Below are 19,762 nucleotides of genomic sequence, written 5' to 3'. Positions count from 1 at the left end.
TTGTTCGAAGTTCTTTAAAGCCCGGGAAGTTGAATGTCCGAATGTTGAACCTCCTTGTGATAGTGGTCAATTATTGGCTTTTGTTGGCTTGCTTTTGCCTTCTACCACAATTACAATTTCCCCCTTAACAGTTTTTGATTTGAAATGGTTGGCGAGTTCGGTGACTGTGCCTCGTGCATTTTCTTCATGCAGTTTGGAAAGTTCGCGTGAAACGGATGCTCTGCGGTCGGCACCAAAAAACTCAGCAAATTGCTCGAGGCTCTTCACCAGTCGGTAAGGCGATTCGTAAAAAATCAGGGTGCGTTCTTCTTCGGCCAGTTGCATCAGCTTTTTCTGACGTCCTTTCTTGGGTGGTAAAAATCCTTCAAAGCAAAAACGGTCGTTGGGGAGTCCGGAGTTGACCAAGGCTGGAATTAGCGCAGTGGCTCCGGGCAGGCATTCAACCTCAATTTCATGGTCAATGCAAGCTCTCACCAATAAATAACCGGGATCACTTATCGCTGGCGTGCCTGCATCCGAAATGAGGGCAATGGTTTCGCCCCCGGCAATACGCTGGGCAATGTGCTCTACGGTTTTATGTTCGTTAAATTTATGGTGTGAAAAGACCTTCTTCTGAATTTCAAAATGATGAAGCAGCTTGGAAGAGGTGCGTGTGTCTTCTGCCAAAATCAAGTCCACTTCCTTTAAAACTTTGATGGCCCGCAAAGTCATATCATCCAAATTGCCAATTGGAGTTGGCACAATATATAGTTTTCCCATTTTTTGCTGTGTAATTAATGTATCTCAGTTTGAATTTCGGTTTAGTTGTTGAAACGTCGTTTAATCAGTTGAGCAAACTGAACGCTGGTGTCGGTCTTTTTCCATTTGAAGTTGGAATTCAGATAGGCCACGGCTTCCTCCAGGTTTTGGGCCTGGTCAATCTCCTTCACGGTTTGTGAAAAAAGTTCGGGATTGTTGTTGAAAAGTTCCCGGGTATATTGAAAGCGGTCATTAAGGCCAATGGCTGTTTCGAGCTTCTGGATGGGTGAACTGGACAGTTTGGTGTCTACTGGTTTGCCTTCCAGAAGCAGGTCATTCAGTGACTTGCCCGTAACAAAATTTTCACCAAGGGTTTTGGAAAACACAGGTTCTTCCTCTTCTTCTGGTAAGTTCTCAGCCATGACGGTTTGTTTTTCACTTACTTCTTCCACTTCTTGAATATTCGGGCTAACAACAGCTTCCGGTTCTACCTCGTTAGTTTCTGCTGAAATTGGTTCCTCAGGAACTTCGGCTACCTGAGGTTCAGGTTCAGTTGTTGTGGGCTCCTCGCTTTTCTCGGGTTGAATCGAAGAAGGCTCCGGCTGTTCAATTGCCTGTTTGGGAGATTCTACCTTTGCTGTTATTTCCTCCTCTGTTGTTTCCATTGCCGGTTCCGAAACAATGGGACTTGCCAGGGTTACGGGCTCTTTTAGAGCGCTTCCGTTGGTGCTTTTCTGCTGGCTGAGTTCTTTTAAGAATTCAAACTCCTGCGCCACAAGTTTCGACTTGCTAACGGCAATGTCAAGCATAAAACGCGAGAGCTCCTGAGACTGTTTTAGCTCGGCGGCAATTTCATTTAATTCTTCCAGATCTTTTAAAATGAGGTGTATCAATTTGTGCTTTTCCATAATGATTCAAAAACAATTTAACCCGACAATTTCGTTACTTTTGTAAAAGTAGTAAAATACAAATTTAAACACTGTAAATGTTTCTTGAAAGGGATGTCAGTCATCATAAAAACGGCGGAACAATAGAAGTTATTGCCGGTTCCATGTTTTCCGGAAAAACAGAAGAGTTAATCAGACGATTGCGACGAGCACAGTTTGCCCGCCAAAAAGTGGAAATCTTTAAGCCGATTGTCGATACCCGCTATTCATTGCAGGATGTGGTGTCGCATGACGAGAATTCCATCCCCAGTTCTCCGGTTGAAAACTCTGCGAATATTTTGTTGCTGGCCGGAAATGTGGATGTGGTGGCCATCGATGAAGCTCAGTTTTTCGATAAAGGCCTGGTTGATGTTTGCCAGAAATTGGCTGACATGGGAGTTCGGGTAATTGTTGCCGGGTTGGATATGGATTTTCAAGGGAAGCCTTTTGGGCCGATGCCCGACCTGATGGCAATCGCCAATTATGTGTCGAAAGTACATGCCATCTGCGTACGATGTGGCAGTGTGGCTCAGTTTTCGCACCGACTGGTCTCGAATGACAAGCAAGTCTTTTTAGGGGAGAAGTCAGAATATGAACCACTTTGTCGGGTGTGCTACAATAAGGTGAAATAATTATGAGCCAATTGTCAATTGAGAAAATAGCAGCAGTTGTTGAGGGAACCGTAGTGACGGGAAGTGCTGCAAAAACGAGGGGTGTTTCATTGCTTTCCATCGATAGCCGAACACTGGTCGATCCGGAAGGCTGTCTTTTCTTTGCCTTGGTCGGAGAGCGTCATGACGGCCACCGTCACTTGCTTGAGCTGTATGAAAAAGGCGTTCGCCATTTTGTGGTTTCAGCGCCTCCGCAGGAATCGGATGCCTTTCAGGAAGCCTCTTTTATTGTTGTAAAGAATACATTGACTGCGCTTCAGCAGTTATCCGCCTTTATTCGAAATGAATTTCAGTTCCCTGTTTTGGCAATCACCGGGAGCAATGGGAAAACCATTGTGAAAGAATGGCTTTTTGATTTGCTGCAACAGGAATTCCGAATTTTTAGAAGTCCCAAAAGCTACAACTCGCAGGTTGGTGTTCCGCTTTCAATTTGGAACATGCAGGGAGATGCGGAGTTGGGGATTCTGGAGGCAGGAGTTTCAAAGCCCGGCGAAATGGAGAAACTGACCGGATTGATTCGTCCGGAAATGGGCTTGTTTACCAACATTGGTGATGCACATCAGGAAAACTTTTCTTCGATGGAAGAAAAAGTGGGCGAAAAACTGCGGCTTTTTGAAGGAGCCAACTTGTTGGTTTGCCGGCGGGATCAGGAGCTGGTTTTTCAAATGGCTTCTGAAAAATATGCATCAAGCGAAACCCGTATTTTTTCGTGGTCAACCAATGGTTTGCCGGCCGATCTGGCGTTTACTGTAAAATCCAGCCAGGCAACAACCCAGCTTCTTTTTGAGTGGGGAAAATCCAGCTATGCCATTCCGATTCCATTTGTTGATGAGGCTTCCATAGAGAATGCTTGTCACTGTTTGGCGCTCATTTGTGCCAAAGGATGGTTGAGTGATTCCGTCATCTGCGGGTTTGAAAGTTTGCAGGCCGTTGCCATGCGACTTGAGCTTAAGCAGGGGGTGAATGGCTGTACGCTGATTAATGACTTTTACAATTCAGATATCAATTCGCTGGAAATTGCCTTGCAGTTTCTGAATCAACAAACCGGTTTCCCAAGCCAGCGGAAAACCGTTATTTTATCCGACATCAAGCAATCTGGCTTTGCGCCCTATCAACTCTACACGGAGGTGAATCGTTTGCTGCAGCTGAATCGGGTGAATCAACTCATCGGAATTGGTTCGGTCATTCAGGAGCATCGAGGTGTGTTTCAGGTGCTGGCCCAGTTTTACGAGTCAACGCAGGAGTTTGTGAAACAGGCAAAGACGGAAGATTTTCAGAATGAAGTCATCCTTTTAAAAGGAGCGCGTGAGTTTCGATTCGAAAGTGTGTCTTCCTTGCTTCAGAAAAAATACCATCGTACCCAGCTGGAAATTAGCTTGAACACCTTGGTGGAGAACCTGAACGCTTTTCGGGCTGTAATCAAACCTGAAACCCGTATAATGGTTATGGTGAAAGCCTTTTCCTACGGAAGTGGAACGGTGGAAATCGCTCGTGCTCTGGAATACCAGAAGGTGAACTACCTGGCGGTAGCCGTGGCTGATGAGGGAATTGAGTTGCGACAGGCCGGCATTGAAACGCCCATTTTGGTAATGAACCCGGAGGAACACAGCTTTGATGCGATGATTGAGTACCGCTTGGAACCCAACATTTATTCCTGGGAGGTGTTCCGGAAATTTAATAAGGTGGCGGCTCACTCAGCGGTTTCGCAGTATCCGGTTCATATTAAGCTGGAAACTGGCATGAACCGCCTGGGATTTTCGGATGCTGAGGAGTTGGCTGAAATTGCGAGCCAGGTGCAACAAGAGGGGATTCTGCGCGTGCAGTCGGTCTTTTCGCATTTGGCAGCCACCGACGAACCCTTGCATGATGCGTTCACCCGAAGGCAATATGAGCGGTTCGAGCAACTAGCTGATGTGGTTGTTGCTAATCAAAAAAATAAGGTGATCCGGCATATTCTCAACTCAGCCGGCATTGAGCGCTTCCCGGAGTTTCAGATGGATATGGTCCGACTGGGAATAGGGCTTTATGGAGTGGCTTCCGAATCGATTGACGTAAGACCAATTGCGCGTTGGACAACGGCTGTTTCGCAAGTGAAAACGGTGTTGAAACAAGAGACCGTTGGCTATGGACGAAAAGGAAAAGTGGATCGACACAAGCAAATCGCGGTCATTCCGGTCGGTTATGCCGATGGTTACAACCGCCGCTTCAGTAATGGCGTGGGTAAAGTATGGGTGAATGGTGGGCGGGTGCCTGTTATCGGGAATGTTTGCATGGATATGACGATGATTGACGTTTCGGAAGTAGAGGTAGAAGCGGGTGACTTGGTCGAGTTGATGGGCGAGCACATTGGCTTAATGGAGCTTGCTGCTTGGGCCGAAACGATTCCGTATGAGATTTTGACAGGGATTTCGCAACGCGTACGACGGGTGTATTCGCAAGAATAAGAAAACTTTTGCAAAATCCGACTTGGTCCAAATGGAGGTTTCCGGTAGCGTGGGGCCAGTAAGAACAAAAGGAGAAATTGAGCTGAAACAGGTCAATTTCTCCTTTTGCTTTTTATAGTTAGTGGATTTTAGCCCAGTTTGCTAATTTTATCCAGTTTATGTGCGTCTAGAATCCGGATTTTACGACCATCAATGGCAATGACTTTTTCGCCTGCAAAAGTGGAAAGCGTACGGATGGCATTGGATGTGGTCATGTTTGAAAGGTTGGCAATATCTTCGCGCGAAAGGAACACTTTCAACGTTGCCCCGTCGTTTTCATACCCATACTTTTCTTTTAATAAAAGCAAGGATTCGGCTAAACGTCCGCGAATATGTTTCTGGGTAAGCGTAACGGTGCGCGAGTTGGAAAAACCGAGTTCGCGGGCCAGTTTCCGTAAAAGCTTAGCGGTAATGTCTGAGTTTTTCAGCATGTAGTCGAAGAAAAATTCGGAATCAACATGGCAGGCCAGTGAGTCTTCTAAAGCAACGGCTGATGCAATGTGTATTTCTCCGGCCAAAAGAGCGCGGTACCCAATAAAGCCACAAGGCTTGGTCATGCGAATGATTTGTTCGCGTCCCCCAACCCCTTCTTTAAAGATCTTGATTTTTCCTTCAATCAAGAACAAGAATCCGCTGGGTTTATCACCTTCCTTATAGATGAACTCATTTTTCTTAAAATTGGCGAGCGTGATATGTTTGAGTAGTTGCTCTTTTTCATCGGGAGTTAACAAACTGAAAACCGATTCTGGATTTTCGAGCATCTCCTTAATTCCCCTTTCATGACTCAGCATATATTCCAACTTTATATGTTATACAGCATCAAAGTTAACTAAATTTAACAAATAAAAAATCTTTTGACGACTTATTTGCCCTTGAGTGAGGCTGATTGTGGTGACCTCTCATTTTATGGGGTGTGCAGGGAAAATCAAGCCTTTTTAAACTAATTATACCTGGCCACCAGGGGCATTCTTCGGCCAAAGCCAAAAGCTTTTGAACTTACTCTTAAAATTGGAGGGGATTGAAACCGTTTGTACTCATTTTGATTGACCATTCGAGTTATCTTTAAAACGGTTTCCGGCTCAAAACCCTTGCTAATAATTTCATCCGGAGATAGGTTCATTTCAATGTAATTGAACAGTACCGCATCCAAAATATCGTAATCGGGCAGGGAATCCGTGTCTTTTTGGTCGGGGCGTAATTCGGCCGACGGTGGCTTGACAATGCTGTTGTGTGGAATGATCTCCTGCTCGCGGTTGATGTAGTGGGAGAGTTTATAAACATCGGTTTTGTAAACATCGCCTAATACCGACAGTCCACCATTCATGTCGCCATACAAGGTGCCGTAGCCCACAGCGCACTCACTTTTGTTGGTCGTGTTCAGCAAAATATTGCCAAACTTGTTGGAAAGAGCCATCACCAGGATGCCTCGTGTGCGGGCCTGGATATTTTCTTCGGCCACATTGGGTGGCAGGTTATTGAACAAGGGTTTTAGTTGTTCTTCAAAATCATTGACCATGCTTTGGATAGCGATGGTGTCGTGCCTGATTCCGAGGTTTTCAGCCAGTTTTACAGCATCGTCAATGCTGTGGTCTGACGAGTAGCGGGAGGGCATTAGTACGCCACGTACATGATCTTTGCCTAGGGCTTCAACGGCCAAGGCACAAACCAGTGCTGAATCAATCCCGCCGGATAGCCCCAGTATGGCATCTTTAAAGCCCATTTTCTGAAAATAGTCGCGAATGCCTAAAACCAAGGCCTGGTGAATTTTGGCAATGTAATCCTCGTGTTCGATTGGTTTTGAAGTAGGATTATCGGTATCAATCACCTGAAAGTCTTCTTCAAAATAGGCCAGTTCCACGGGAATGGTTCCATCTTCTTTCAGGAAAAAGGAACCGCCATCGAACACAATTTCGGTTTGCGCGCCAACCTGGTTGACATAGACAATCGGAAGTTGGTATTTGATGGCTTTTTTGACCAAGGTGTCTTTGCGCCAGTTTTCCTGGTTGTAGGAAAACGGTGATGCCGACAGGTTGATCACCAAATCAGGCTGGTGCTTGCTGAGCTCTTCCAGCGGCGACCGGGTGTATAATTTATCTTTTCCAAATTCATTTTGGGTGGGCTGTTCGTCCCACAGGTCTTCACAAATGGTGATGGCTAGCTTCTTGCCTTTAAACGGAACGATTTCAAATTGGCGGTTGGGTTCAAAGTGGCGGTATTCGTCAAAAATGTCGTAGGTTGGCAATAATGACTTGTGGCGTACGGTTTCAACCTTTCCTTGGTTAAGCAAGTATGCAGAGTTGAATAATTTCTTACCTCGCGGACTTTGATTGATGCTTGGTGCGCCAACCAGCGCCGCAATGTTGGTGCACTCCTGCGCAATTTTCAGAATGGCCTGTTCGGCTTTCTTAATAAACTCTTTGCGTTCCAGTAAATCATGCGGATAATAGCCGGTAACTGCCAGTTCTGAAAAAACGACAAGTTCAGCTCCTTGTTCTTCAGCCTGCCGGATAGCTCCGATAATTTTATTGGTGTTTGCCTCGAAGTTGGCAATATGGTAATTCAGTTGCGCCAGTGCAATTTTCATGTGTTTTAAATTAGAGCCAGGACCCGAAAATCAAGACACCGAATAAGCTACTTGTAGCATGCTCCTGGTATCCGGAAATCGCAGTCATGGGTGTTTCATCTGATAATTTATTCGTTTTCAAACGGATCCTATGGGATTCGCAAAAATAACTGAAAAAGAATAAAAAACCCCTTGATTGCCTGTCGAATTGCCACAATCGTTTATTTCGAAGCCGGAGACAGGCTTTAGAATATCAAGCCCAGTTTCAGAACGAGTGAATTTAAGGTTGTTTTGTCTTCAAACTGGTCATTGGATGTTACATCCATAAAACCGTTTTTGTACACCAGCCCAAGGGCGATGGCGTTGTCGCCTCCCAAGTCAAAGTTGGAGCCAATACCAATGTTCAGGGCGAGGTTGAATAATTTGACTTCATCATTGATCTTGTGCTTATCGAATCTGCCGTCGCTGCTGTCGCCTTTGGCCTGGATGTTCACAAAGGAGGAGAAGCCAAACTGTCCCCAGTACGACCAGCGTTGAAACTGGCTGGTGTGTAACTTTATCATCAGGGGAACTTCGACATATTTTAGCCGGTAGCGGAAAGAGGCTCCTGAAGCAAAGCTTTCGCCGGCAAACTGAATATCGCCCATTGGGTTGTAGTAACTCAGTTTGGCTCCCACGTTGTTGACAATTAATCCGGTAGAAATGGCGTACTTGTTTTCGGCATCAAAATAAAAGTCCGCATTTACTCCGTAATCAAAACCCATGGCTACTTTTCCTGATTCAACGCCCTCGGTGTCGGAGGAAAACCAGTTGATGGAAGGGCTGCCGGTGAAGGATAGGTCCATGGCTCGCTGCGAGAACGCCGATTGACTGATAAGGAACAAAAGAAGGAGGAGCAAAAGGTTATGGTATCGGTGTTTCATAATTGTTTTTGTTTCTGAATATCTGAATAATTGAACGGATGATCTTGTTTTTTTGTATCTGCAAATCTCGAATTTTCTTTTGAGAAAGACAATTCATCGGTTTATCAGTTGTTTCCGAACTTTTGGATTTGTTAACCCAAAATTAGACGATTTAATGAAACTTCCTGCTGCTGGGTGATTTTTACATTAATTAAACGATTTTTTTATGTCACTGCCGATGCTTTTTAGTATGTTAATCGACTGGTGGTTAGGTTCTTGCCCTTTAGGTTTTATTTTTATTTAATCTAAATAAGTGGTAACTTATTCAGGAATTGATTGAATAACTTTAAATGACATGAAAATGAGTACAAAAGATGACATGAGTCGGAAGGTAATGCGTTGGGCTTTGGCAATCGCATTTGTTTTTGGAGCCGGGCTTTTTACCAGCCAGGCTCAGGATGAACCCTCGCTTTTTGCAGTGGTTGATTTCATGAAAGTGGAAGCTGGCGATGAGGGTAAGTATGTTGACCTTGAGCAGAAGGTGTGGAAGCCCATCCACCAGGAGCGCATTAACCAAGGGGAGATCATTGGATGGGTGTTGTACCGCATTCATTACACGGGCGCTGATGATGAGTATAACTTTGTTACCGTTGCGCTATTTGATGATCCGGCTAAATTGGAGCATACCTTTTCGGTGGACATGGAAAAGGTGCATCCTGAAGCGGATCTGGATGAGTTGTTTGAAGAAACGATGGATAGCCGGCAGCTTGTCCGGCAAGTTCTGATTCGTCGGGTTGGCGCTGTTTATCCAGAAGGTGGCCCCGGCAATTTTAAATACATTCAGGTCAACAGCATGAAAGTTAAGCCTGGACATGGAGGTGCCTATGTGAACAATGAAATGAACGTATGGCGCCCCGTGCACCAGGCATTGATTAATGCCGATACCCGTAGTGGCTGGTCCTTGTGGCAGTCGGTTTACCCATTTGGGGAAAGCTTGCCTTTTGATTATGTAACTGTTGATTACTTTGCTGACTTTTCGAAACTGGGGGCAGCCGATGTATATGGAGCCTTTGAGAATGCCCATGCCGGTAAAGATATCGACATGTTGATGCAGGAGACAAATGAATCGCGAAGTCACGTGCGTGCTGAATTGTGGGAAGTGCTTGATTCGGTTTGGAAAGAATAACCATTGATTGAGGCTTTTCTTAGCGAGAAATTCAAGCCTTTCAAGGATTTCGTTCGTTCATCAGAAAATATTTTGTAGTTTAACGAGTTGTAATTTTGACCCCGACCGTGATTTGTCGGGGTTTGTTTTGAAGTTAAACAGAACGAATGATTTAAACATGAAAGCTGAAATGACGAGGATAAAATGGGCTTTGTTTTTGGTGGGTATGGCTTTTGTTATTGGTTCGTGCCAACGAAATCCTTTGCGTGTTGATGTTTCGGATGTCGAGACAGGACAGACAGTGAAGTTTTATGACGATGCGCTTTTTGCAGATGAGGCGCTGACCAAAGAACGAATTGCCGAACTGGAGCAGGAGTATGGGCGCTTTTTCGAATTATTCAACTACCACATGATTGGGATTGGAGGACCAGAAGACGAAGGTTTCCTTTCCCAGCTAAAATCCTTTGTGGCGGATACGATGATTGTAAGCCTTAAACAGCAGGCCGATCAGTTGATTGATAAAGAGGCTCTGGCGCACGATTTTACGCAGGCCTTTAAGCACTATCATTATTATTTCCCTCAAAAAGTGGTTCCAACTATTTATACCTGCATCAGTGGATTGAACCAGTCGGTGGTGTTGGCCGATTCACTGATCGGCATTAGTTTGGACAAGTACCTAGGGGCCGATTCTCCGTATTATCCGAGCTTGGGAATTGCGAACTATAAAATACGAAACATGCACCCGCAAAAGATTGTGTCGGATGCTATGCATTTTTGGGGAGCTACCGAGTTTCCAATCAGCAACAGGGCCAGCAAAGTAATTGAAAACATGGTGTATCAAGGAAGCCTGCTGTACTTTGTGGAGGCCATGATGCCGGATTTGCCCGATAGTCTGATTGTTGGTTATACTGATGCACAGCTTGCTTTTTGTGAGGAAAGCGAGGCGGCTATGTGGAGCTACATGGCTGAGCAGAATTTGTTGTTTTCGACCAAGCGTATGGATATCAAAAGGTATGTGGATGATGGCCCTTATACCTCCAGTTTTACCACCGAGTCACCCGGCAGGGTAGGAGCCTGGCTGGGCTGGCAGATTGTACGGTCTTATATGAAGAAGAATCCGGAAGTGAGCCTGCAGCAGTTGATGGAGCAACAGGATTATCTCAGCATCTTAAATCAGTCGGGCTATCAGCCGGAATAGGCTTTGGGGGCTTGTTGTCAGAGATCAGTCTGTTTTAAGCAGGAAGCCTCGCCCGTGGATGTTGGCAATCTCAACCGATGCATCGTTGGCCAGGTATTTCCGAAGTTTGGTAATGTAAACGTCCATGCTTCGGGCGGTAAAATAACCATCATCTCCCCATATCTTAAGCAAGGCTGTTTCGCGAAGCAAAAGTTCATTTTTGTTTTGGCAGAGTAGCTCCAACAGGTCAGCCTCTTTGGGTGAAAGTTTTTGCTCCATATTTTCGCGTGAAATGGTTCGCAACGAAACATCAAAAACCGAGTTTCCCAGCTGGTATTGAGTGGGGCGAGACTTGGGGTGTTGCTTGTTCCGGTTTAATATGGCTTTAATCTTGCAAAGCAACACTTCGGTGTCAAAAGGTTTGGTTATGTAATCGTCGGCACCAATCGAATAACCTCGAAGCACATCTTCCTTCAGGTTTTTGGCCGTAAGAAAAATGAAGGGAATGTGCGGATCAATTTTACGGACTTCGGTACCAATGGTAAAGCCATCCAGGTTGGGGAGCATCACATCCAGCAAACAGAGGTCGTAGCTGGAGTTTCGGAAGCGATCGATGGCCAGCTTGCCATCATCCACCCAGCTCACTTCAAAGTCATTCAGTTCAAGGTAGGATTTCAATACCGCACCGAAACTCAAATCATCCTCCACTAAAAACAGGTGTCGCTTTTCATTCATTGTTTTCTTAGTTTTAAGTTCCGAATTCAATGTTATCAATTGTCAGTTTATCCTCTCATGAAGGGTAAAAATACCTCAAACTGGCTACCCTTGCCCAGTTCGCTGTGGACCGAAATCGTTCCTTGATTGGCTTCTACGATGGCTTTAACATAGCTCAGTCCGAGTCCAAACCCTTTTACGTTGTGAATATTGCCACTGGTCTGCCGGTAAAAGCGTTCAAATATCCGGCCTTGAACCGATTTACTCATACCAATGCCTTTATCTGAAACCCGAATGATTACCCCTTTGGAGTTGTTGTGGGTTTCAAGTTTTATTTGGGGACTATCCTCTGAGTATTTGTTGGCATTATCTAGCAGGTTGTAGATAATATTGGCACAATGAGTCCGGTCGGTTGTCACGGTTGGATTGACCGCCTGCAGTTCGGTCTCAATTTTACCTCCGCGTTTCTCTACTTGTAATATGATGCTTTCAATAGCATCTTCAATCAGATGATGCAGGTTAATGGGTTCCCATTTGAAATCAAACTCTTTTTTATCCAGCCGGGCAATGGTTAAGATGTCTTCTACCTGCCGGTTCATACGGAAGTTCTCCTTTTTGATCATGTCAATAAAGTAGTTGATTTTGTCAGGTTGACGAATCACTTTTTCATTTTTGATGGAGTCGGCAGCCACTGAAATGGTGGCAATGGGCGTTTTAAATTCGTGGGTCATGTTATTGATGAAGTCCGACTTCATCTCCGAAATCTTCTTTTGTTTCAGCATAAAAAAGATCGTCAATCCAAAGGTTGTCAGAATAAATAGTGAAAAGATGAAAGAAGCTGCCAGTAGCCACGAAACCGAGCGGTAAATGTAGCGGTTTTGTGTAGGGAAAAAGAGGGCCAGTTGGGTATTGCGGTCGAAGATGGCTTGAGGAAATAAGTTGGTTTGGTATGGCGTATGGCTTAGGGCAAGGCTGTCGGCTTGTGCCGTCATGCTGGTGATCGTGTCTTGTTCCAGAATGGCAGCATCGTAGCTGAGGTTAATGTTTTGGTTTTGAAGCTCTTCTTTCAGAATCGAATTGACCTGATCAATGGAAATGGGAGCATCTTCAAAAGCGATAATTTCGCGGATAACCCGGTTCCCAATGTTTTTCAGATTTTTTGATTTGTCTTGTAGGCGCTGCTTGAGTTGTGGATGAAAATAGCTGAGTGTATCCACAATGGTTTCAATCGAATCGAGCTTGACAATGGTTGATTTCACCAAAGCGGTGGTGGTGGTGTAAATGGTATCGGCTTTGGAAATAAAGGAGTGCGTGTTCTTAAGGTTAAACGTACTGTCTTGATTTAGTTCTATAATATGCACATTGCTGTCGTTGACGGAAAGGTCCAGCTTGATGCGGCTGCTGCTTTGCGGTGATTTTGAATTCCGGATAATTTTCACGGGACGAGGCGGAATGGGTGGTGTTGGCATTTGCTTTGTTTGCCAGTGGAATTGCCCCGGACGCGGAATTCCGGTGATCAGCTGAACATCGTGCTGGGTTTCCATCCGGTGCGCCGTATTGGTCAAGGCCTGGTTTACGCTGCGATCGAACAGCTCATTGCGTACTTGCATGGCTTGGTTTATCCAAATAAGCTGAATGGCAATAATTCCCAGAATTGACGTGCCCATCAGCACCATTAGTAATGTGAAAAACCGTTTGTTCATAGTTCAAAGATAACCAATTCATTTGGCGTGTTTTTGACTTTAACTTTTCCTTAACAGAGTTTAACCAGGCTTTAACGGAGAGTTGGGTGGGGGCTGTCCTACCTTTGATGATGCAAACTTCAATTAAAATTCATGTTATGAAAACAAAATTACAATTAAGAAGAATCGGCTTGTTTTTACTTTTTCTGCTGGCTGCTCTTCTGGTGACCGCGCAACCCGATTCGCAACCCGACAAGAAAAAGCACCTCAAGTTGGTTAAAATAGAAAACGGTGAGAAAACAGTTATGGACACCGTTTTACTGGGCGATGCCTCAGAGCTTGAGTTGATGGAAGAATTTGGCTTTACCGAAGAGCTTGATTCCATCCTAAAAGGAAAGCTGAAGCGCTTTAATATAGAGGTGACGGATGACGGAGAAAACCAGGAGGTTTTTGTTTTTTCGAAAGAAGACGACCTGCCATCGGAGTGGTTTGCAGCGGGCGATTCCGTTCGGAAAGTGGTGAGAATCAAACGTGGTAACGGACCTATGAAACGTGAAATGATGATTCATACGGCTCCACATGTTGTGCATGTTCCCAAGCCGCCGCATCCTCCTATGGCCATTCGTTGGCACAGCGCACAACAGGATGATAAGATGGTGATTCGCTTAGACGACCCGGGAGTCATCTCATACAAGAAGAAGGACTTGCGTGGAGGTCGTGAAAAAATTGAGATTATCCGTCAAAAGCCTGTTGAGCATTCCGAAGAAATGGACGTTGAGGACGAAATTATTTTGGAAGATAACCAGTGATTTGAAAATTTTGCTCCCGCTCTTTTCAGAAAACAGATCAATTAAACAATGAAAAAGCTGGCTGCATACATTAGCAGCCAGCTTTACTCAATCTTCACGCAGACTAAGTCGGTTGACCAAGAATGGCTTAGTGTTTTCGGATACTAAACCCAGCCAACCGCAAAAAATCGTTTATTGCTCCGGCCAGGTTTTGCCGGTTTGCTCCTTGTCCATGACCAATTTGAGCGGGTCAATTTCTTCGCCCCAGTAAATGGTGCGGTGTGGAAACGGAATTTCAATCCGTTGCTGATCGAAGGCTGCTTTCAGGCGCTTGCGGTATTCGCGGCCAACGGTCCATTGATGGCTGGGCTTGGTTTTTAGCCGCCCTTTAATCACTAAGGCGCTGTCGCCAAAACTATCAAGCCCGAAAATCTCCATGGGTTCCAGAATAAGGTTTTTATACTGGTTGTCCTGCCTCATTTTTTCAGCCACCTCCTGCATGATTTTCATCACCTGATCCAAATCTTCCTTGTAGGCCACGCCGATGTCAAAAACCATGGCCGACCATTCTTTGGTCATGTTCGAAACCGTGTTGATTTTACCATTTTGAAAAATGTGAACCACGCCTGACAAGTCACGCAGCGTGATGGTTCGAAGTTCAATTTTTTCGACGAGCCCTCCGGTGCCATTAATGATGGCCACATCGCCGGTGCGGATCTGGTTTTCAAGTAGAATGAAGAATCCGCTGATAAAGTCGCGAACCAATTCCTGAGCTCCGAAGCCCACAGCCAGCCCCACAATACCAGCACCGGCCAAAATAGGTGCAATGTCGATGTTGATTTTCTTCAAAAAAATCATAATGAAAATGGACCAAATCATAACTGCCACGATTTTGCGGACGATCCCCATCAAGGTATTCAGGCGCTTTTCTACTTCCAGGTTGGGTTCTTCGGATTGATGAACCGTGCGTTTGGCCAAAAGATTCCGGATTTTCTGAATCATGAAAAAGCTGACCCGCAACGTGACCAGTAAGAGTACAATCAGAATAACGATTGATGGCAATTCGGTAAAAATCCAGTGGGATAATCGGGTTAGAAGAGTACCCCAAAAGTCGGCAGTGAATAATGTGTTCATTTTTTGCGGAGTGTGATGATTAGTAATTCAAGTTATTAGAAGAAATTGACGCAAGCGGCTAGTGCTTTGGTGTCAATTCCAGGGTCAATGGAACAATTCACAGATAAGGCTTAAGCCCAGGTGAATTTAAAATTGACCTTGTTAACTATTCCGGAAAATCGTGCCAGTTTTGTTTAGTTGATGTCAATGCCTTGTTCCGCAGTGTTTTACATGAGATTTGATGCTTGCTTCTCTTTGGGTGTTGATGTAGAATAATTGTGAATCTTGTAGAACTCGTTTCACAGCAGGTCTTTACATGAGGTTGTTTACCCTGTTCTTTTGTAATTTGGTCGGTACGCAAACCTGTTTGGTCTAATAAAAATGGAAATGAGCCAATGTTTACCAAATTTAGGAGCCGGATTTTTATTGAAACAAGGGGTGAATTCTTTCGATAAGCATTAAACGTTTGCTGAAAGAAAGAGTCTACAAACTAAACGAAACTGACGCAGTGAAAATTACGATTGACCAACTAAGTAAAATTTATCCCAACGGAAACCGGGCCCTAAACGATGTTCATTTGGAAATTGAGAATGGGATGTTTGGGCTGCTGGGGCCGAATGGTGCAGGCAAATCAAGCCTGATGCGGATTTTAGTGACCTTGATGAAACCAAGTTCCGGCAAAGTAACTGTCAATGGTTATGACCTGGTGAAAAACCGAAAAGAGATTCGGAAGATGCTGGGTTACCTGCCGCAGGATTTCCGCTTTTTTTCACAATTGAAAACCTACGAATTTCTGGACTATGCAGCGCGGCTGGCGGGCATGAAAAATGCCAGGGAGCGGGCCAGTGCTGTGGACAAAATGCTGGAAGAAGTGGGCTTGTTTGAAGCGCGCGACCGACAAGCCAATCGGTTGTCGGGAGGGATGAAGCGCCGCCTGGGAATTGCTCAGGCCTTAATCAACGATCCGAAGATTATCATTGTGGACGAACCCACCACGGGGCTGGACCCAGAAGAGCGCATTCGTTTTCGAAACTTGTTATCGACCATCTCCACCAACGATGTTATTATTATTCTTTCGACCCACATTGTGGGCGATATTTCCAGCACGTGTAAAAACATGGCCTTACTGAATTTTGGAGAGTTGGCTTACAGTGGTTCGCCCGATGACTTGGTGGATAAAGCCCGGGATAAGGTCTGGCTTATTCACGCCAGCGAGACAGAATACCAGGAAATCAATGAAAAGTATCCGGTAATATCCAATGTGCCAACCAGCGAAGGATGGGAAATACAGGTGGTGGCCGATCAGATCAACGGGTATTCGGGGCACAACATTGATCCGAACCTGGAACATGCCTACGTTTATTTTATGGAAAGTCGCTTAAACCAATGGACGGCCGTTTAAGGATTCAGATATTGGGAGGAGGGCCTCCCGGACAATTTGGTATAGAAAATATTAGATAGGCCAGAAGGGCTGAACAACTGATAACTGACTTTTATGATTTCGATACACAATATTCGCTCAATTGCCCGTTACGAAACAACGACTTTGTTGCGCAGCTGGTTTTTCCGGATTTTCGCGATTCTGGCGATGATCTTCCTCTCTTTATTCAATTTTGGCGTATTGATTGAGTCGAATGGAGGTGCCGGAGAGTGGGCCATGAAAGGGCTTCCTTCAATCATTCCGTATGTCAATCTGTTGTTTTTGAATGTGGTGCAGGCGGTGATCGCCATTTTCCTGGCTTCCGACTTTCTGAAACGGGATAAGAAGCTGGATACCACCGAGGTGATCTATATGCGTCCGATGACCAACGGCGAATATGTGATTGGCAAAACGCTGGGTAACCTGGTTGTTTTTATTGTGCTGAACCTGATCATCCTTACAATTGCCCTCATATTTAACTTGATTACGCAAAACACCAGTGTCAACTGGTTGGCTTACCTCTACTATTTCTTGGTAATCAGTGTGCCCACCTTGGTGTTTATCATGGGGCTTTCCTTTTTGGTTATGTCGCTTATTCGCAACCAGGCAGTTACTTTTGTCGTCCTGCTGGGGTATGTTGCGATTTCGCTGTTTTATCTTCAGGATAAGTATTATTACCTGTTCGATTACATGGCTTTTAATATTCCTTTGACTTTTTCCGATTTTGTCGGCTTTGGCAACTTATCCACCATTCTTGTTCACCGGGGAATGTACCTGGTTTTCGGCATTGCTTTTATTTTTTATACCATCCTGCTTTTACGTCGGTTGCCGCATTCAGAAACCATGCGTCTGTTTTCGCTGGTTTTCGGAACCCTTTGTTTGGCGGGGGGCATTTACCTGGGAAGTTTGCATGTCGGTTCTTTTTTGAAGGATCAGGAGCTGCGGGCAGAAATGATTCGGTTGAACGATGAATACCTGGGAACACCCCAACTGACCATTACGAATTACGATATTCAGTTAGAGCATCGGGGCGAACAGATTGTGTGTGAAGCCAGATTGAAGGCTCAAAATACCCGGAATGAACCGATTTCTACGGTTTTGTTTAGTTTGAATCCTGCTCTGAAATTGGAACAGCTTACGGTGGACGGACAAGCTCAGGCCTTTGAACGTAAGCTTGGCCTGATTGAACTAACTGGGCTGAGCGTGCGGCCGGGGCAGCAGTTGGAAATCACATTCTCATACGCCGGAAAGATTAATGAGGCCGCTTGCTTCCTGGATATTGATGATGAAACCCGGGAAGAAGCCTATCGCAACTTCATGTATCAGATTGATAAACGACATGCTTTTATTACTCCGGACTATGTGCTGCTGACCCGCGAAAATAACTGGTACCCAATTCCCGGCGCGGGCTTTGGAGTGAAAAATAAGCAATGGTTGTCGCGACAGTTTAGTACGTATCGGCTTGAAGTCAGTTCGCGTCCGGGGCTGACCGCAATTTCGCAGGGCCTGGTGGAGGAAACTGAAGGACGGTTTGTGTTTACCAACTCGCATGCGCAGTCGCAAATTTCGCTGGCCATTGGGTCGTATGAGCGGATGAACAAAGAAATTGACGGATTGGATTTCAACATTTATTACCGGAAAGGACATGATTATTTTTCCGGGTTTTTCGAAGAAATTAAGGACACCATTCCGGGAGTTATTACCGAAGTAATTCAGGATTTTGAACGGGATGTTGATTTGTATTATCCGTTTGAGCGGCTTGATTTGGTAGAAGTTCCGGTGCAGTTCTATTCGTATGAACGCATTTTAAGTGGGGCGCGTGAGCAAATTCAACCCGAAATGATCTTATTCCCTGAAAAAGGCTTGTTGGTGGGCGAAGCTGACTTTAACGGCCGCCTGAATCAACGCCGTCGCTATGGTGGGCGAAACGATGAAAACCTGACCACCGCAGAGAAGAAAGTCCAGGTGTTTCAAAACTTCCTGGCAACCTTTACCCGCGAGCAGGGCAGGCCTGATTTTAACCGGTCGCAGGGCGAGTTGGAGATTGAGGAGACACAAAATGCGTTTTATGCATTCCCCCTGTTTTACAACTATGCCTATTACATTCGCTCCGAGCGCTGGCCGGTATCCGACCGGGTGTTTGAAGCCTACAAAAAGCAATCGACCGGAGACATGCGGATGGGGTGGATGCGCGACCTGCAAGGCATGTCGGAAGATGAGCAAGCCAACCTGGCTCTTTTATCACGCAGCTTTGAAGAAATTCTGGATGATCCGGATGAAAAGCAAATCATTGATAATGTCATTCAGCAAAAAGGAAAAGCCCTGTTCTCCATCATCAAGACCAAGGCCGAAGATGAGGCGTTTGAAGATTTTCTGTATGATTACCTTCGGGAAGTGAAATTTACCGCTTCAAGCATCGAAGATTTTAACGAGGCCATTTGGGCAGAATTTGGGATTGATCTGATTCCTTATATGGAAGATTGGTTCAGCAGTACTCGCTTGCCGGCCTTTTTGGTTGGTCCGGTGGATGCGGTGAATGTGCTGGATGGCGATCAACTCAAAACCATGGTCAAATTCAAGATAAGCAACACCGAAGATGTGGAAGGAATTGTGTCGGTTGACTTTCGTTTGGGAGGAGGGCCTGGTGGTCGTTTTGGCGGGATGGGTGGTTCCCCGGAAACCATTAGTAAGCTGATTCGCCTGGAAGGAAACCAAACCAAGGAGGTGAGCTATTTGCTTAATGGCACTCCTCGTGGAGCCAATGTCAATACGCTGACCTCTAAAAATATCCCGTCTGAAATTCGCTTGCCCTTGGATAATATAGAAGAAGATAAAAAGGCGATTCCTTATGAAGGAGAGCGCATTGTGGATCAGCCGGTTCGCATTGCCGAAGACAATGAAATTATTTTGGACAATGAAGATCCGGGCTTTGAAGTAAGGGGAGAGGCCGAGACCAGCTTGCTGCGCAAATTGCTGATTAAAGAAGAAAAATCGACCGGCAAATACGCCGGGTTCTCCAGTTGGCGGGCTCCACGAACCTGGACGCTGACAACCCATTCCAGTTTTTATGGCGCCTACATTCGCTCGGCTTACTACCTGCGGGCGGGCGAAGGCGATAAGGTGGCTACCTGGAATGTGCCCCTCTCCGAAGTGGGCTATTACCAGGTGTATGCCTATGTGTATAAAGATAACCGACGTGGGCGTCGTGGCGGTAATGATGGCGAATACCACTTTATTGTACATCATGATGATGGGGATGAAGAAGTCGTGGTTGACTTGAAAACAGCCGAGGAGGGATGGAACCATTTGGGTGGTTACTATTTTTCTCCGGATACGGCCAAAATTGAGCTGACCAACCAGTCAACTGCCCGCATGGTAGTGGCCGATGCCGTTAAACTGATTAAACAATAAAAAGAAGAA

General features: G+C 45.4%; 15 protein-coding genes. 7 read left to right on the top strand and 8 right to left on the bottom strand.

The annotated features are described in order from the left end of the window. Positions 1–66: 66 nt before the first annotated feature. Positions 67–759: a 16S rRNA (cytidine(1402)-2'-O)-methyltransferase gene (gene rsmI, locus Q1A18_RS06915; protein WP_299578206.1), complete on the bottom strand. Its 693-nt coding sequence runs from the start codon at positions 757–759 to the stop codon at positions 67–69. Positions 760–800: 41 nt separating this feature from the next. Beyond that, positions 801–1,646, bottom strand: a complete 846-nt coding sequence (locus Q1A18_RS06910; RefSeq protein ID WP_299578205.1) for a hypothetical protein — start codon at positions 1,644–1,646, stop codon at positions 801–803. A 77-nt stretch (positions 1,647–1,723) separates the two neighbouring features. On the opposite strand from Q1A18_RS06910, the gene Q1A18_RS06905 reads away from it, so the two are divergent. Further along, complete coding sequence (locus tag Q1A18_RS06905) at positions 1,724–2,296, top strand: thymidine kinase (RefSeq protein WP_299578204.1); 573 nt, start codon at positions 1,724–1,726, stop codon at positions 2,294–2,296. Positions 2,297–2,298: 2 nt separating this feature from the next. Then, the gene (locus Q1A18_RS06900) at positions 2,299–4,779 is read left to right on the top strand and encodes a bifunctional UDP-N-acetylmuramoyl-tripeptide:D-alanyl-D-alanine ligase/alanine racemase (RefSeq protein WP_299578203.1); all 2,481 of its coding nucleotides are present in this window, start codon (positions 2,299–2,301) and stop codon (positions 4,777–4,779) included. A gap of 128 nt (positions 4,780–4,907) precedes the next feature. On the opposite strand, the gene Q1A18_RS06895 is transcribed toward Q1A18_RS06900, so the two are convergent. From Q1A18_RS06895 to Q1A18_RS06885, 3 genes are all read right to left on the bottom strand, one after another. Continuing rightward, positions 4,908–5,609 (bottom strand): Crp/Fnr family transcriptional regulator, encoded by a 702-nt coding sequence (locus Q1A18_RS06895; protein ID WP_299578202.1) that lies wholly within the window; start codon positions 5,607–5,609, stop codon positions 4,908–4,910. A gap of 149 nt (positions 5,610–5,758) precedes the next feature. Further along, positions 5,759–7,402: an NAD+ synthase gene (locus Q1A18_RS06890; protein ID WP_299578201.1), complete on the bottom strand. Its 1,644-nt coding sequence runs from the start codon at positions 7,400–7,402 to the stop codon at positions 5,759–5,761. A gap of 224 nt (positions 7,403–7,626) precedes the next feature. Continuing rightward, positions 7,627–8,304, bottom strand: a complete 678-nt coding sequence (locus Q1A18_RS06885) for an outer membrane beta-barrel protein (protein ID WP_299578200.1) — start codon at positions 8,302–8,304, stop codon at positions 7,627–7,629. 340 nt (positions 8,305–8,644) lie between these two features. Here Q1A18_RS06885 and Q1A18_RS06880 point away from each other — a divergent pair, with 340 nt between their 5' ends. Further along, positions 8,645–9,469 (top strand): hypothetical protein, encoded by an 825-nt coding sequence (locus Q1A18_RS06880; RefSeq protein ID WP_299578199.1) that lies wholly within the window; start codon positions 8,645–8,647, stop codon positions 9,467–9,469. A 169-nt stretch (positions 9,470–9,638) separates the two neighbouring features. After that, positions 9,639–10,646 carry a hypothetical protein gene (locus tag Q1A18_RS06875; RefSeq protein ID WP_299578198.1) on the top strand — a complete coding sequence of 336 codons (1,008 nt, stop codon included), beginning with the start codon at positions 9,639–9,641 and terminating at the stop codon, positions 10,644–10,646. Positions 10,647–10,670: 24 nt separating this feature from the next. Here the strand turns inward: Q1A18_RS06875 and Q1A18_RS06870 are convergent, their stop codons facing one another. Together Q1A18_RS06870 and Q1A18_RS06865 are read right to left on the bottom strand one after the other, a co-directional pair. Beyond that, on the bottom strand, positions 10,671–11,360 hold the full coding sequence (locus Q1A18_RS06870; RefSeq protein ID WP_299578197.1) for a response regulator transcription factor: 690 nt from the start codon (positions 11,358–11,360) through the stop codon (positions 10,671–10,673). A gap of 47 nt (positions 11,361–11,407) precedes the next feature. After that, entirely contained in the window at positions 11,408–13,042 is a 1,635-nt protein-coding gene (locus Q1A18_RS06865) for a HAMP domain-containing sensor histidine kinase (protein WP_299578196.1), read from the bottom strand. 137 nt (positions 13,043–13,179) lie between these two features. Between Q1A18_RS06865 and Q1A18_RS06860 the strand changes: the two genes are divergently transcribed. Beyond that, on the top strand, positions 13,180–13,830 hold the full coding sequence (locus tag Q1A18_RS06860; protein WP_299578195.1) for a hypothetical protein: 651 nt from the start codon (positions 13,180–13,182) through the stop codon (positions 13,828–13,830). A gap of 171 nt (positions 13,831–14,001) precedes the next feature. Here Q1A18_RS06860 and Q1A18_RS06855 read toward each other — a convergent pair whose 3' ends face one another. Then, on the bottom strand, positions 14,002–14,943 hold the full coding sequence (locus Q1A18_RS06855) for a mechanosensitive ion channel family protein (RefSeq protein ID WP_299578194.1): 942 nt from the start codon (positions 14,941–14,943) through the stop codon (positions 14,002–14,004). A 487-nt stretch (positions 14,944–15,430) separates the two neighbouring features. Between Q1A18_RS06855 and Q1A18_RS06850 the strand changes: the two genes are divergently transcribed. Together Q1A18_RS06850 and Q1A18_RS06845 are read left to right on the top strand one after the other, a co-directional pair. Beyond that, a complete protein-coding gene (locus Q1A18_RS06850) occupies positions 15,431–16,324 on the top strand; it encodes an ABC transporter ATP-binding protein (protein ID WP_299578193.1) in 894 nt (297 codons plus the stop codon). A 93-nt stretch (positions 16,325–16,417) separates the two neighbouring features. Further along, on the top strand, positions 16,418–19,753 hold the full coding sequence (locus Q1A18_RS06845; protein ID WP_299578192.1) for an ABC transporter permease subunit: 3,336 nt from the start codon (positions 16,418–16,420) through the stop codon (positions 19,751–19,753). Positions 19,754–19,762 lie beyond the last annotated feature (9 nt).

It is taken from the genome of uncultured Sunxiuqinia sp., from assembly GCF_947495665.1.
Classification (GTDB): Bacteria; Bacteroidota; Bacteroidia; order Bacteroidales; family Prolixibacteraceae; genus Sunxiuqinia; species Sunxiuqinia rutila.
The sequence above is the reverse complement of the archived record's forward strand: the minus strand, read 5'-3'. Positions and strand labels throughout refer to the sequence as shown.

Coding starts and splice junctions, on each gene's coding strand:
- rsmI (WP_299578206.1), bottom strand. CDS start 759: ATGGGAAAACTATATATTGTGCCAACTCCAATTGGCAATTTGGATGAT.
- Q1A18_RS06910 (WP_299578205.1), bottom strand. CDS start 1,646: ATGGAAAAGCACAAATTGATACACCTCATTTTAAAAGATCTGGAAGAA.
- Q1A18_RS06905 (WP_299578204.1), top strand. CDS start 1,724: ATGTTTCTTGAAAGGGATGTCAGTCATCATAAAAACGGCGGAACAATA.
- Q1A18_RS06900 (WP_299578203.1), top strand. CDS start 2,299: ATGAGCCAATTGTCAATTGAGAAAATAGCAGCAGTTGTTGAGGGAACC.
- Q1A18_RS06895 (WP_299578202.1), bottom strand. CDS start 5,609: ATGCTGAGTCATGAAAGGGGAATTAAGGAGATGCTCGAAAATCCAGAA.
- Q1A18_RS06890 (WP_299578201.1), bottom strand. CDS start 7,402: ATGAAAATTGCACTGGCGCAACTGAATTACCATATTGCCAACTTCGAG.
- Q1A18_RS06885 (WP_299578200.1), bottom strand. CDS start 8,304: ATGAAACACCGATACCATAACCTTTTGCTCCTCCTTCTTTTGTTCCTT.
- Q1A18_RS06880 (WP_299578199.1), top strand. CDS start 8,645: ATGAGTACAAAAGATGACATGAGTCGGAAGGTAATGCGTTGGGCTTTG.
- Q1A18_RS06875 (WP_299578198.1), top strand. CDS start 9,639: ATGACGAGGATAAAATGGGCTTTGTTTTTGGTGGGTATGGCTTTTGTT.
- Q1A18_RS06870 (WP_299578197.1), bottom strand. CDS start 11,360: ATGAATGAAAAGCGACACCTGTTTTTAGTGGAGGATGATTTGAGTTTC.
- Q1A18_RS06865 (WP_299578196.1), bottom strand. CDS start 13,042: ATGAACAAACGGTTTTTCACATTACTAATGGTGCTGATGGGCACGTCA.
- Q1A18_RS06860 (WP_299578195.1), top strand. CDS start 13,180: ATGAAAACAAAATTACAATTAAGAAGAATCGGCTTGTTTTTACTTTTT.
- Q1A18_RS06855 (WP_299578194.1), bottom strand. CDS start 14,943: ATGAACACATTATTCACTGCCGACTTTTGGGGTACTCTTCTAACCCGA.
- Q1A18_RS06845 (WP_299578192.1), top strand. CDS start 16,418: ATGATTTCGATACACAATATTCGCTCAATTGCCCGTTACGAAACAACG.